General features: G+C 36.7%; 14 protein-coding genes and 2 other annotated features. Of the genes, 2 read left to right on the top strand and 12 right to left on the bottom strand.

Annotated features, from left to right (window positions below):
• Positions 1-13: 13 nt before the first annotated feature.
• From IQI_RS03140 to ku, 11 genes are all read right to left on the bottom strand, one after another.
• Entirely contained in the window at positions 14-649 is a 636-nt protein-coding gene (locus IQI_RS03140) for a phosphoribosylanthranilate isomerase (RefSeq protein ID WP_064091274.1), read from the bottom strand.
• Complete coding sequence (gene trpC, locus IQI_RS03145) at positions 646-1,434, bottom strand: indole-3-glycerol phosphate synthase TrpC (protein ID WP_064091275.1); 789 nt, start codon at positions 1,432-1,434, stop codon at positions 646-648. Before trpC ends, IQI_RS03140 begins: the two co-directional genes overlap by 4 nt.
• Positions 1,435-2,460: an anthranilate phosphoribosyltransferase gene (gene trpD / locus IQI_RS03150; RefSeq protein ID WP_064091276.1), complete on the bottom strand. Its 1,026-nt coding sequence runs from the start codon at positions 2,458-2,460 to the stop codon at positions 1,435-1,437. It lies immediately after the preceding gene.
• Entirely contained in the window at positions 2,432-3,043 is a 612-nt protein-coding gene (locus tag IQI_RS03155; RefSeq protein WP_064091277.1) for an anthranilate synthase component II, read from the bottom strand. Before IQI_RS03155 ends, trpD begins: the two co-directional genes overlap by 29 nt.
• The gene (trpE, locus tag IQI_RS03160) at positions 3,040-4,464 is read right to left on the bottom strand and encodes an anthranilate synthase component I (RefSeq protein WP_064091278.1); all 1,425 of its coding nucleotides are present in this window, start codon (positions 4,462-4,464) and stop codon (positions 3,040-3,042) included. Before trpE ends, IQI_RS03155 begins: the two co-directional genes overlap by 4 nt.
• A 49-nt stretch (positions 4,465-4,513) precedes the next feature.
• Positions 4,514-4,761: a binding site (T-box leader), on the bottom strand.
• 55 nt (positions 4,762-4,816) lie between these two features.
• Positions 4,817-5,069 (bottom strand) — a binding site (T-box leader).
• Between the two features lie 91 nt (positions 5,070-5,160).
• Positions 5,161-5,829 carry a GNAT family N-acetyltransferase gene (locus IQI_RS03165; RefSeq protein WP_064091279.1) on the bottom strand — a complete coding sequence of 223 codons (669 nt, stop codon included), beginning with the start codon at positions 5,827-5,829 and terminating at the stop codon, positions 5,161-5,163.
• A 135-nt stretch (positions 5,830-5,964) separates the two neighbouring features.
• On the bottom strand, positions 5,965-7,404 hold the full coding sequence (gene panF / locus IQI_RS03170) for a sodium/pantothenate symporter (RefSeq protein WP_064091280.1): 1,440 nt from the start codon (positions 7,402-7,404) through the stop codon (positions 5,965-5,967).
• The gene (locus IQI_RS03175; RefSeq protein ID WP_064091281.1) at positions 7,397-7,675 is read right to left on the bottom strand and encodes a YhdT family protein; all 279 of its coding nucleotides are present in this window, start codon (positions 7,673-7,675) and stop codon (positions 7,397-7,399) included. The genes panF and IQI_RS03175 overlap by 8 nt, the downstream gene beginning before the upstream one ends.
• A 287-nt stretch (positions 7,676-7,962) precedes the next feature.
• Complete coding sequence (locus IQI_RS03180) at positions 7,963-8,700, bottom strand: YwaF family protein (RefSeq protein WP_064091282.1); 738 nt, start codon at positions 8,698-8,700, stop codon at positions 7,963-7,965.
• Positions 8,701-9,048: 348 nt separating this feature from the next.
• On the bottom strand, positions 9,049-9,720 hold the full coding sequence (locus IQI_RS03185) for a phosphatase PAP2 family protein (protein ID WP_064091283.1): 672 nt from the start codon (positions 9,718-9,720) through the stop codon (positions 9,049-9,051).
• Positions 9,721-9,751: 31 nt separating this feature from the next.
• Complete coding sequence (ku, locus tag IQI_RS03190) at positions 9,752-10,582, bottom strand: non-homologous end joining protein Ku (RefSeq protein ID WP_064091284.1); 831 nt, start codon at positions 10,580-10,582, stop codon at positions 9,752-9,754.
• Positions 10,583-10,706: 124 nt separating this feature from the next.
• Here ku and ligD point away from each other — a divergent pair, with 124 nt between their 5' ends.
• A complete protein-coding gene (gene ligD / locus IQI_RS03195; protein WP_064091285.1) occupies positions 10,707-12,545 on the top strand; it encodes a DNA ligase D in 1,839 nt (612 codons plus the stop codon).
• 18 nt (positions 12,546-12,563) lie between these two features.
• Here the strand turns inward: ligD and dapF are convergent, their stop codons facing one another.
• Complete coding sequence (gene dapF, locus IQI_RS03200) at positions 12,564-13,559, bottom strand: diaminopimelate epimerase (RefSeq protein ID WP_064091286.1); 996 nt, start codon at positions 13,557-13,559, stop codon at positions 12,564-12,566.
• A gap of 450 nt (positions 13,560-14,009) precedes the next feature.
• On the opposite strand from dapF, the gene IQI_RS03205 reads away from it, so the two are divergent.
• Positions 14,010-14,318 carry a hypothetical protein gene (locus IQI_RS03205; RefSeq protein WP_064091287.1) on the top strand — a complete coding sequence of 103 codons (309 nt, stop codon included), beginning with the start codon at positions 14,010-14,012 and terminating at the stop codon, positions 14,316-14,318.

The raw sequence follows: 14,318 nt of genomic DNA on the forward strand, positions 1-14,318 counted from the left end.
CTAGTTTTATAGGTTATAATGATAAATTTTCGTATTCTTCATCAGCCATCTGGACAATTCTCACAAACTCTTTTATCTTCTTTTGATCTTTTATCCTTTCTGTCTCTACTCCGCTAGATACATCCACCATATAGGGACGGACCTTCATTACTGCTTCACGGACATTTTCTGAGTTCAATCCCCCAGCTAAAATCAATTTTTTCCCTTTTAAATCTATGCTTTCTAAATAGTTCCAATCAAAAACGGTTCCATTTCCCCCTCGATAAGGACCTTTACCACTATCCACTAATACCATTTCTTCTTCATAATCCTTTACAAGAAGTAAATCGTATTTTTCTTTTACCGAGAATGCTTTCACATAAGGTATACCTAATTGCTTACAGAATCTCGCTGTTTCATCCCCATGGAGTTGAACATAATCTAGTTGCACTCTTTTGGAAATCTCGATTAATTCCTGTTTCGTCGCATTTACAAAGACACCTATTTTGATGACATCTTTAGGTAGTTGTGCACTAATATTAGCAGCAGACTCCACATCTATGTTTCTCCTGCTCTCTGCAAAAACAAACCCAATGGCATGAGCCCCTGCTTCAATGGCCCATTTTGCCTCCTCTATTCGTTGAATTCCACAAATCTTTATTTTTGTCATCGGATCACGCCCTTTGGTACCTTTAGGGTTACTAGTTTAGAAGATACATTGTCACTTTTCATTAATGTTTCCCCAACTAATAGACCATGTGCACCTGCTTTAGCTGCACGAGCAGCATCCGCTTCATTTTCAATACCGCTTTCACTTATGAAAACAATATCCTTATCTTTCATGAAAGGCCCTAGCGTTTCAGTAATGGCTAAATCCACTTGAAATGTTTTTAAATTTCGATTATTTACACCAATGATTTTTGCACCAATGAAAAGGGCTGTTTTTAACTCATCTTCATTATGGACCTCTACAAGTACTTCAAGATCTCGTTCCGTTGCATATACATATAGTTCTTGTAATCGATCAAGCTTTAATGCTGCTACTATTAATAAAATGACGGTTGCCCCTGCATCTCTGGCTCGATCAATTTGAATCTCATCAATTATAAAGTCCTTACATAAAATGGGGAGATTGACTGCTTCCCGAACATTCGCCAAGTCATCTATACATCCTTTAAAGAAAGGAGTATCGGTTAAGACCGATATAGCAACAGCACCTGCTCTTTCATATGCCAAGGCTTGGTGGGGCGGGTCTACCTCCACCTTAATATCTCCTTTAGAAGGAGAGGCTCTCTTTATTTCTGCAATGACTTGTAATGATTGAGCATGTTTCAATGAATGGAATAAAGAATGGGTAGGGTGAGGCTCTTGATTGAAAATCTGATATCCTTTTTTCTTTAACTCCATTACTTCTGTTTTCTTTTTTTCAATGATTGTATCTAACATCGTTGTCATTTACATCACCTGCTTTCTTTGTTCCTGACTAAACCTGATAAGGGATTGTAGTTTTTCTCTCGCACTGCCAGAGCATATGCTTTCCCTTGCTAATTTCACACCCTCATTAATGGAGGATGCTTTCCCATGAGCAAAGAGAGCGATACCAGCATTAAAAAGGACTGTATCCAAATAAGAGCCTTTTTCCCCCTTTAATACTTGTTCAAGAATGCCCGCATTTTCCTTTGCATTTCCACCTCTAATTTCGGAATTTGGATAATAAGGTAACCCCACTTCCTCACCAGTTATGGTAAATGGAGTGAGCTTTCCGTTCTCCAGAAGGACTAAATGGTTTTCTCCAGCTAGAGATGCTTCATCCATATAGTCAGCTCCATTTAGAATGATGGCTCGACTTCTTCCTAATTCATGTAAAACCTTCCCCATTGTTTCAAGCTTATCCCGGCGGTAAACACCAACAAGTTGTGAGTCTAGCTGAATGGGGTTTGTTAAGGGACCAATTAAATTAAAAATGGTGGGAATGCTCAATTCTTTGCGTACATTCATTATCTTCTTTAGTCCAGAGTGAACATGCGGTGCAAAAAGAAACGCCATGTTGAATTCCTCAAGTAAGTTCTCTATCTCATCAGGTTGAAAATCTAGGGCTATCCCAAGATGCTCAAGAACATCGGCACTTCCCGTTTTACTGGAAATACTTCTATTTCCATGTTTCGCTACCTTCACTCCAGCTCCAGCTAAAACAAATGCACTTGTAGTACTAATGTTAAAGCTTTGAGAACCATCTCCACCTGTTCCACAATTATCTATTACACCAGACACACTACTCTTAATTGGCATGGCTTTTTCCCTTAACACTTCGACTAAGCCTGTAATTTCTTCAACTGTTTCACCCTTCATTGTTAAAAAAGAGAGGAAACTGGCGATTTCACTTTTCTTTGTTTCTTCCAAAAACAATTCTCTTACTGCTCTTCTCATCTCTGCTCTGCTTAATGAATCACCGTTAGAAAGTTTCAATAGATACTGTTTCACGGTTATTCTCCTTTCTCATCTCATCTAAAAAATTTCCAATCATTCTTTTTCCTGAAAGTGTACCAATGGATTCAGGGTGGAATTGGACCCCATATAATGGGTATTTTCTATGCTTAATGGCCATTATTTCTTCATCATCCATAGCAAGTGCCACAGCTTCTATTGATGGAGGCAACGTTCCTTTTTTTATAACAAGTGAGTGATATCTCATCACTTCCAGTGGTTGTGATAAATACTGAAACACCCCTCCTCCATTGTGTTTAATAAGTGACGTCTTACCGTGCATAATTTGTTTAGCCACTTCAATTCTCGCTCCAAAAGCTGCCCCTATCGCCTGGTGACCTAAACAAACACCTAAAATCGGAATATCTGCATGAAAATTCCGTATAATCTGAATACAAATCCCTGCATCCTCTGGATTTCCTGGTCCTGGAGATAAGACAATTCCTAATGGATTCAATTGTTTAATCTCTTCCAGGGAAATTCTATCGTTTCGTTTGACGATTACGTCTTCTCCTAACTCTTCTAGATATTGATAAAGGTTATACGTAAAAGAATCGTAGTTATCAATGAGTACTATCATTCTTTCACCTCCAATAAAGACTTTGCTTTATTCATGGTTTCTTCATATTCACTTAAGGGATCTGAGTCATAGACAACACCCGCTCCAGCTTGGACGTATGCTATATTGTCTTTTAGTACCATTGTTCGAATGGCTAATGCAAAATCCAGATTTCCATTTACCCCAATGTATCCAACAGCTCCTGAATAGACTCCACGTTTTGCTGCTTCTAGCTCATTGATTAGTTGCATTGCTCTAATTTTTGGTGCACCGCTAACTGTCCCAGCTGGCAAACAACTTTTTAAGGCTTCTAAAGGAGAGACCTCTTCTTTTAAAACACCTTTCACTTCTGAAACGATATGCATCACATGTTTATAGCGCTCTATAATCATTGTTTTAGATAGTGAAATCGTGCCAATATCACATATTCTACCTAAATCATTTCTTCCTAAATCAACAAGCATTCGATGTTCTGCTAATTCCTTTTCATCTGACAGTAATTCCTTTTCTAAATCATGATCTTCCTCTTCTGTTACCCCTCTCTTACGAGTACCTGCTATTGGATTAGTCGTAACGGATTGCCCCTGAACACTTACTAAACTTTCCGGTGATGTTCCAAGTATTACATATTCATCAAAATCAATAAAAAACATATATGGAGAAGGATTTGACTTTCTTAAGCTCCGGTAAAAAGAAAAAGGATTTCCACTAAAAGGAGCTTCTAGTCTCTGAGATAGTACCACCTGGAACACTTCTCCTTTTTTGATATGCTCTTTGGCGATTTCCACTTTTTTCATAAATTCTTCTTTTGATGTACTACTTTCAAAGTTCATTTCATTTACTCGATCTTTGTCTATATCTAGATATACACTGGTTAATTCATTTTCAATCTCTTCGACCTTATCATGAAGGTTAACCTGTTTTTCTTTTATCCATGGTTCTAAAACAACAATAAACACCTTTTGTTCAGCGTGATCAAATACGACGATATTTTCATAAAACATGAGATGAATATCTGGCATCTTTATCTGATCACCTATTACAGGACCAATCTCCTCAAATTGACGAATGACATCATAAGCCAAGTATCCAACCCCACCTCCAACAAAAGGGAGATCAACTTCCATTAACTCATTTGTAGGAATCATTCCCTGAATATGCTCAATTGGATTTCCTTCCAGTTCTTCCACTTCACCTGAATGTAGATGGTTGATTTGAATGTGATTCCCTGTAGCTATGCATTCTAAAAATGGATTACTGCCGACAAATGAATACCGACCGGATTGTTCATGCTTTAAAGAACTCTCCAATAAAAATTTTTTCCTGCCCTTTAAGGATTGAAATAATGAAATAGGAGTAAATAAATCTCCATTTATTTCTTTTACCTCATATTTTAACGATTGTTTTGTTATCAATTGAATTCCTCCACTTCTTACTTTCATTTCAGACCAACAAAAAAAGCCCCCTATGAATCACATGTTTTCTGTGTTCATAGAGGACGATCCTAACCGCGGTGCCACCTCAGATTGGGGTAAATGCATTACCCCCTCTTCTTCAAGTACGGGGTTTTAATAACCCGATACTCTATCCTGATAACGGTGGAATTCCGTACAATCCTACTTCCATTCAGACTGTCTCTCATAAGTCCATTCCAGACAAGCTATCATGTTAAGGTCTCACCATCCTTAACTCTCTGTAATGCATCACTTGAATGTACTCCTCTTACTCAACGATTTACTATTAAAATGTTAGCTGAAGAAATTTGAAAATAAAAAAAGGCACCTCGATATCCTAAAAAAGGACGAGATACCCGTGGTGCCACCTTCGTTGACTGTAAAAACAGTCCACTTAATCGTATCGAAGCCAACAAAGCTTGAATACGTGTCTTTTGTAACGATAAGACATTCGCCAAAGCCTACTCTCTGGAAAAAAGATTTCGGTTTGGAAGCTCAGAAGTCCATTCCTTTAAACATTCACACTAGTTCACACCAACCACTAGCTCTCTTAAGTGCCTGTTCAAAATACTCCTCTTCGTCAAAGCCATTCGCTCATTTAATTAATTGTTTATTATAATAATAGGTTTGTGATTGAATGTCAACCAAATTTATTAATCATTTTATTTAACCAACTCTTATTGCTTATTTTAAGGTAATCATTATGGAATCACATATAGGTTTAAAACCTATGTTCATATAGATTTTATTAGATGTAGGGTTGTCTAGATCTGTGTAGAGAGTACAAAACGAGTAGTTATTTAATAATTCACGGCTTAGCTCAGCCACAACTGAGGATGCATATCCTTTCCCCCTATATTTCTTAGGCGTATATACTAGGTTGACGGTTATTCCATTATCCGTCTTTCTTGCCCTTCTAGCCATGGAAACAGGGTGATTATCAACTACCCAAAGATATACAGACTGCTCATTCTCCACCATTTCTTTCGCACGATCAAGTGCATTTTTCATTGCCATTTCGCCAGTATTATCGATAAACCCAAGTAACCATTCTGATATTAGTTCGATATCTTTTGTATCAGCTCGTACCATTTCCCCTTCTGATATCGGTATCTGATTGACTTCGTCTAGTTGATAAATTCGCTGATTCATGCGTACTTCATAACTTTTTCCTGTTAAATCACACCAAGCATGAGTTAGGAGAAGTGCTGTATTTTTTTCAGCAATTATCCCCGGAAAAGCCATATCTGATTCCTTACAAAATTGAAATAGTGCTTTTGCCACAGTTAAAACATCTTCTTTCTCAACTTCTTTTGTACTGACAAGATAATGAGGAGGTGTAAGGAGTCTCAACTCGCGCCCCGCGGAAAGCGAGCACCTGGAGCGGAAATCAACTACTACTCGCTTTATCAATACCCACAAAGTTTACGAAAACAGTCTTTATATTTTATTTCCTCTACTATTTAGTACAACGTAAAAAAGGATGGGTTATCCCCACCCTTTTTGATTATTTGACTTAGTAAAAATTGAAACGACAATATACACAACAAAGGAAAGAATGATTGGAAAGACAACTGTATGCATATCCAGGTAATTAGGTAAAAACATATGAAATAGAATATAGGAAACCAAACCCGTTACCATGGATGCCAGTGCTCCATTAGCATTCCCTTTTTCCCAATAAAGCCCAAGAACAATTGGCCAAATAAATACAGCTTCAAGTCCTCCAAAGGAGAATAAATTTAACCAGATAATTAATTCCGGCGGACTTAAAGCCATAAGGAAAACCAAGACTCCAGTAATACTCGTTACCCAAAAGCTTATTTTCTTTACTTGTTTTTCTTCTGCATCTTTATTGATATAGTTCATGTATACATCTTTTACAATAGCAGATGACACAATGAGTAATAATGAGTCGACAGTCGACATAATGGCGGCCATAGGAGCTGCGAGGACAATTCCCGCTAACCAGGGGGGCAGCACTTCTAATGCAAGAAGCGGCATTACTTTATCTGCTACTTCAATTCCTGGTACAACCGCCCTGGCAAGTACACCTGTTAAGTGCATTCCTAACATAATCGCTCCAACCACAATCGTTCCTATTATTAGCGCACGATGAAGAGATCTGGAATTCTTATAGCTCATTGCTCTAACGGCAACTTGAGGTAAACCAACTACACCGACACCTACTAAAATCCAAAAAGAAGAGATATATCGTGAGCTTAACTCTCCATTTGGACCATGAGGACTTAGTAGGTTAGGGTTCTCTGTCTGTAAATCCATCATGATCTTTTCCATGCCCCCACCAGCCATAATAGTGGCACCTAATAAAATGATCGTCCCAATAAGCATTACGACACCTTGAATTGAATCAGTAATAGCTACAGCCTTGAATCCACCTATTATGACATACACCAGAACAGATACAGCAAAGATAAACAAGGCGCTTTCGTAAGTTAGCCCAGTTAAAGATTCAATTAGTCGAGCTCCTCCAACCCACTGAGCAATCATGGCAGCAAATAAGAATAGAATAATGCTAATTGCTGCTAGAATGGTAATGTAATTGTTTAGGTAACGTCCTTGTAAGTAATCGATAAGCGTAACGGCTTTATATTTCCTTGACATAATGGCGAATTTTTTCCCTAATATTAACAGAACAAAATACCCTGTTACAACTTGAGACATGGCGAGAAGTACCCAGGATAGACCATACGTATATGCAGCACCGGGACCGCCTATAAAACTACTGGCACTGCCATATGTCGCAATCATCGTCATCGCTAATATGAAACCACCAAGTTGTCTACTCCCTAGAAAATATTCTTGTACAAAAGAATCCGCTTTATAGATATTTTTTGCAGAATATATTCCAACTAAGAAGATTATTACTAAAAATACAAATAATGGAATAATCGCAATGCTATTCATGATACTCCTCCTCTTCATCATCAAAAGGAATATCTGTTAGTAAGTATTTTACAACGAAAATAACGAGTAGGACCATCATAAGGAACCCTACAATACAACTATAAAAAAACCAGGCGGGCATCCCTAAAATCCAATCATATTCCGAAACGGATTGTCCCCCTAAACCAAAAGCAAAACCATACCACCACAAAAAATTGATGAGTACGAGAGCGATTCCAATTAAAGCTTCGTAATAAGCAATGCGAAACCGTTTATCTTCTCTTTGGTTCACTTACGCATCCCCTCCTTTCAAACAGTTTTCTTTATACAATTTACGACAGAAAAAAGTGAAATGCAATAAACATTTGGATTTGGTCTAATCAAGTATCAGAATTATATCTAATCTATCTCTACATCAAAAAACAACCCGAGACATATGGTCTCGAGTTGTTTTTGAAAGGGGGGTTCTCATGAATCATTCTTATTTAATTAAGAGGGGGAACTCTTTAGTCTAATGAGAATGATTTTCAATATCATTGTAATTCTAATCGTTTCAAATGTCAATCACCTTTACAATAATCAAAGTGCATGTGTTGTATCACTTGTTCGATCAGTAAGTCTACTCCTTCTTCTCTCTAAATAAGTGAAAAAGAGAAAAGTAATGAAGAATACTAGCATGCCGGCTAATTCTAGATTCACTATATAGTAGATGCCTTCCCCAAACCATAATAAAGGTGTGTTTCCTTCAGGAGGTCCGCCTAGAAAAAAATAATTGGAACCTATCCACCAATTTAACAGATAAATTGGAATGGCCAATATATTTAATAACACCATCCCATATACAATTGATTTCTTTGGAATCTTATAGTTATCAGAGAAAAACAAATACAATACCATAAAGGGAATTGCTGTGTGGTGAATAAAGTATTTAATGTATCTAAAGTGAGGAAAGCTATATGGGATATCTGGTGTGATGAGGGCGAGAATGGGGGGAATAAATCCAATATATAAAAATAAGAAAAAAATCTTTTCACTTCGTTTATAAAACAGGTAAATCCCTAAGAATGTACTGATACTGCATAATTGAAGGGGCAGAGTAGATTGTACAGTCCAAAGACCATTCATTATTGACCAGGTTTGAAAGGTTAATTCAGAAATAAGTAATGTCCAAACAAGGATTATACCAATCTTTTTTATATATATTGAAGTTGAAAACGTAGTAATAAACAGAACAATCATGATCGTAAATAAAAGAAGTGTCATGATATGTTCCATGGAAAATAACTGAAAGTCCATCATATCATCAGGTGAAAACATGAATTCCTCTCCTTTCCTTCACACGGAAAAAAATGGTGCACAGTTCTTTTCTAAGATACCCACCACTTTACGAAAAGAGCCGTTGAAAAATGAAAAACCCTTTATACAAGTAAATATGAATTATGTTTAACCTCCATTGTATTATATGGATGAAAACAAAAGAATAGTCAAAAAATCCTTTAAAATGTAAATGTTTCAATCCGTCACAATAAAAATAGACCTCTGTTATATTTAATGAAGGACCTTGTCCAAAAGGAACACTCTCATATAATTGTAGTCTGTCATATACATGAATTTAGACAGGAAAAGAGCCTAATAGTAAAAATTCTATTAGGCTCTTTTTACAGTCTATTGTGGATTTTTATTTTTCCAATGATTGCGTTTATAAAAATAAGTATATAAAACGATACAAAGGGTTAACCATGCTCCTCCTGCTGTAAACCCAGCTAATATATCACTTGGATAATGAACTCCTAGATATACTCTACTTAAACCGATTAGTAAAACCAACGTACATACGAACACAACACTTGCCCATTTGTATCGCTTATGATCTAATGCACGGAACAGAATAAATGCCAGCGCTCCATAAAAGATAAAGGATCCCATGGAGTGCCCACTAGGAAAACTATATCCCCCCTGCTCTATTAGCGCTTCAATATCCGGTCGTTCCCTTTTAAATATCCATTTTAGTAGCCAATTAAATCCTGCTCCTGAACTAATGGTTAAAGCAATAAATAAAGCTAATAGATGTTTTTTTAGAAATAATAGAATGACTACGACACAAATAGTAAAAATGGTCAACCATTTCACTCCACCCATAAAGGTAATGGATTTCATAAAAGTGGTTAATTTAGGGGAAATAAAGGCATGGACAACTGCAAATACCCCATTATCAAAATTTGCAATTTCATTCTCCTTCCACTCTTCTACAAGCGTGACAAATCCCCACGTAAATAATGCAAAACTTGTTATAGATAAAATGACAAATAAAACTTTTTTAATTTGTTTCTCCTCCACAGGGCTTCTCCACTCCTTGTTCAAACGACTTTTATTGAGCTTTCTTCTTTGTTGTCGTTTTCTTTTTTGATTCTTTCCTTTGCTTTTTTGGTTTTGTTGAATCAATGGATGCTTGCAGGGCCGCCATAAGATCCGTCACATTTTCTTTAGGTGCTTTTTCCTTCGCTGTAACTACCTTTTCCCCATTTTGCTTCGCTTCAATCAACTGACTTAAACGTTCACGATAATGATCTTTATAATTTTCCGGTGAAAAATCAGTTGTTAGTTGTTCAATGAGCATCGTTGCCGTTTCTAATTCTTTTTTTGTAATATCATTTTCTTCAGGGACGTTCGGGACATCCCCAGTCCCCCTCACTTCATCAGGGTAATGAATGGTTTCCATTACTAAAGTGTTTTCGTACACTCTGACTACAGATAGTTGTTCTTTGGAACGCATTGTAATCTTTGCGATCCCTACCTTCCCAGATTCCTGAAGGGCTTTTCTCAGTAAGGAATATGCTTTTTTCCCTCCTTCATTTGGAGATACAAAATAACTTCGATCATAAAAAATCGGGTCTATTTCTTCCATCTTTATAAAATCGAGGATTTCCACAGCTTTTTCTCCATCAATTTCCTTCAATTTCTTGAGTTCCTCGTCTTCAAGAACAACAAATTTTCCTTTTGTTACTTCATATCCTTTAACAATTTCGTTTTGTTCTAGTTCCTTCTCACATACAGGGCAAACTTTCTCATATTTAATCGGTGTATGACACTCTTTATGAAGTGAACGAAGCTTGATATCTCTATCTTCTGTTGCTGAATGAAGTTTTATGGGAATATTAACGAGACCAAAACTGATGGATCCCTTCCAAATGGTATGCATATTCATACCCTCCTTAACTTTTCTTTTAGCATTTAGTTCTTTCCCTGACTTCATTCCCATAAAGATTTGGAAATAATATACGTCTCACTGGTAAAACTAAGGGTAAAACTAAGGTGATACTGTCATGAGACCAATGATTCCAACACTACATCTAGATCCTCCAGGGAATGGAGATTGGCTTTTCGAAGTGAAATATGATGGGTTTCGAGGAATACTAAACATCCAATCAAAAGATTCCATTAGTTTAAAAAGTAGAAATGGGAATGAGCTACTCCCTTTTTTTCCAGAAATAAAGGAACAGATTCTTACAATGATCAATGATCATAAAGTTCAATTACCTATAAAACTCGATGGAGAAATCGTTCTTTTACGATCCCCTAATAGCTGTGAATTTTTTGAGCTTCAAAGAAGAGGGAGAATGAAAAACCAAAAAAGAATTGAAGAAGCTTCTAAAATTAGACCGGTTAAATTCTTAGTCTTTGATTTACTTCATTCCGAAAAAAAAATATGGGCAGATGAACCCTACATGAAGAGAAAAGAAGAACTTCAAAAGTTTTTTACCGCTTTCGACCTTCCACTTGAACCTACTCCTAACCACCCTTCTTGCCTACAGATGATTCCCAATCATAAAGATTGGAATAAGGTGTGGGGCTATGTAGTAAACGAGGAGGGTGAAGGTGTTGTTGCTAAAGCTAGAAAGAGTAAGTGGGAAGGAAAACGAAGCACTTCTTGGATAAAAATCAAGAATTGGAAAAGATGTCTATGCTTTATTACTGCATTTGATTCGAATAATGATTACTTTCATATTGGCGTTTACCAAGACCAACAGGTGGTATCAATTGGACTGTTCCATTTCGGAATTTCTCCCAAAGAAAAAAAGATATTAAAAGAAATTATACTTAAAAACACCATCAATCAGGAGGGTTCACTCCATATTGTAAATCCGGGAATTTGCGTAGAGGTATTTTACCTTAATTTCCATGATGGCCAAATTAGAGAACCACATTTTCATCAATTTATGCTATCTTCTTTACCTGAAGAATGCACATTGGAACAATTTCTTCTCGATGAAGCTTCATTACCAGTGAATGTGGAATTAACCTCTCTTGATAAAGAATTATGGAAGAAACCTTTCATTCAAAAACTTGATTACATTCGATTTCTTAGAAAAATGTCAGTGGTCATTCTTCCCTTCTTAAAAAACCGACCACTAACTTGCATTCGTTATCCACACGGTATATTTGGCGACTCCTTTTTCCAAAAAAACCGACCGGAATATGCTCCTTCGTTTATCCAAACGGTACCTTTAGATCAGATTAATTATATTCTTTGCAATGACTTATCATCTCTAATTTGGCTTGGAAACCAACTTGCCCTAGAATTCCATATTCCTTATCAAAAATGGAACCAAGTGGATGTAAATGAAATTGTATTTGATTTAGATCCACCTAATAGAGATAGCTTCCCCTTAGCTATTAAAGCCGCGAGAGTGATGAAAGAAGTGTTTGACTCTTTGGATCTACATAGCTTTATAAAAACTTCAGGCAACAAAGGGTTACAAATATACTTACCTCTCCCTTCAGGTTACTCGTGGGAAGATACAAGTTTATTTACTGAATTCATTGCAGATTATCTCGTTTCTAATTTTCCAGAGCACTTTACTATTGAGCGGTTAAAGAAGAATCGGCATGGTCGACTTTATGTGGATTATATTCAACATGCAGAAGGCAAAACGATTATTGCTCCATACTCATTAAGAGGAAATGATCATGCATTAGTGGCTACACCTCTTTGGTGGAGCGAGGTCACGGAAGATCTTAACCCTGAGAATTTTACAATGGATGTCGTTTTAAAGCGATTCCAAAAATTCGGCTGCCCATTCAGTCAATACGATAGGGTTAAAGAAATTCAACCGTTTAAGGAAGTCATTCAATTTTTAAAAAAACATCCTGAAGCTCATTGAGATTCAGGATGTTTTTACTTATGCACTATGAAATACAGTTGAATTAACAACAGTCTTCGCGTGGGATTGTAACAGTTGATACTCTTCTTCTTCAGCAAAGTCATCATGGGATAGTATTTTATACTCGAGTGGTTGAGACGGGGACCACTCAATCTGTGATTGATATAAATAAGTGGCATTACCAATTAACTCCATATAAAAAAGGTCTTCACCTTTGCGATTCACAATAACTCGGACCTTACCTCCATTATTATATACGTCAATTTCTTTTCCAAATTCATTTTGTTGAAGTAAGCAAGATACTAAAGTAGAGGCTGACATGGCAGTACCACAAGCATTTGTAAATCCTACTCCTCTTTCAAAGGTACGTACATATATGGCTCCCTCCTTTAATGGATGAACAAAACTAACATTCACACCATCTGGAAAAAGATTGTTTGGTCCATTAACTGTTTCTGCAATTCTTTTTTGTTCATTGGATACAATATTTTCTGTATTGACGATACTGATTAGATGAGGATTTGGTACAGCTAATGCGGTAAAAGTTAACAAATCTGAAATCTCAGGGATGCTTTCATTTATTAAACTAGACCGATCTAAGTTCATTGGTAATTTATCAAGTGCAAATAACACTGGTGATATTTCCACGTTGTACGTGGGAATGTTTTCATAAATTGAAGGTGCTGATGACACTCTTAAATCCGCTTTCATTGTCTCGATCACAATCGATGGCTTATTCAATCGTTCACAGACGTAACGTCCAACACATCGAAGTCCGTTTCCGCACATGGAAGCTTCTGAGCCATCGGCATTGAATACTCTCATTTTCGCGTCACAAGTTGAGCTTTTTAATACAAACAAGATTCCGTCTGCTCCGATACCTTCCTTGCGTTCACATAATGTAATGGCAAGATTTTGTCGGGCATCCTCGGTGAAATCATACCCGTGTGTCATTTCATCAATAAGTAAAAAGTCATTTCCGGAGCCATGACATTTAATAAGATTCAGATTCATCGTGAATCCCTCCACGTACTATTCTAGTAAACTATATTCTTAATAGTCTAAGCTTGCCACAAACAAGCTTAATTCGCAATCATCAGATTTTCATATAATAAGATGAATATTGATTTATTTTATTAGCTGTTTTGGTAAACTTTGCTGATATCTAATTGCAGCGAGAGGTACTCGCTTTCCGCTGGGCGTCAGTTGAGCCTCCTCGTGCTATGACCTGTGGGTTTTCACTGTTTAGCTTCTGGGCTTAGTGCTCTAGGTCATAGGCGATTCCTGCCAAAAAAGAAAAAACACTTTTCTGGCAGGAATCACTTTATGCTTGTCTCTTCTGAACAAAGTCCCTACGACAGAGCCCTGGTAAGCCATGTGTTTTAAAAAAACAATCTTTGCTAAACGAGGATTTTATTAAAACTAATTAGTTGAACAATGGTGTCTTAATAAGAGACAATAAAGATGGTGATAAAAATGAAAGAAGAATATTCTTTTCGGTTCCGAGTACAAAAAGTTGAAGGTTCAGGTGATGAATACAACTCTTTAGTCGTATTTGTTTTCGCAAGAATGTTCAATAACAAAAAAGACCTCGTACAAGAAGGTCTCTTTCGTGTGAAATTTAATTCAATTGGCATTTATCCAGTTCCTCATGATGTGGCGAAGCAAATCACATCAAAACATATCCAGCGTTTACTCATAGTCGAATTAAAAAGATATATAAAACCACAAAGAAAATTTTTAACACCAGGAATATACAAACCTGTATGGTAA

It is taken from the genome of Rossellomorea aquimaris TF-12, from assembly GCF_001648555.1.
GTDB classification, from domain to species: Bacteria; Bacillota; Bacilli; order Bacillales; family Bacillaceae_B; genus Rossellomorea; species Rossellomorea aquimaris.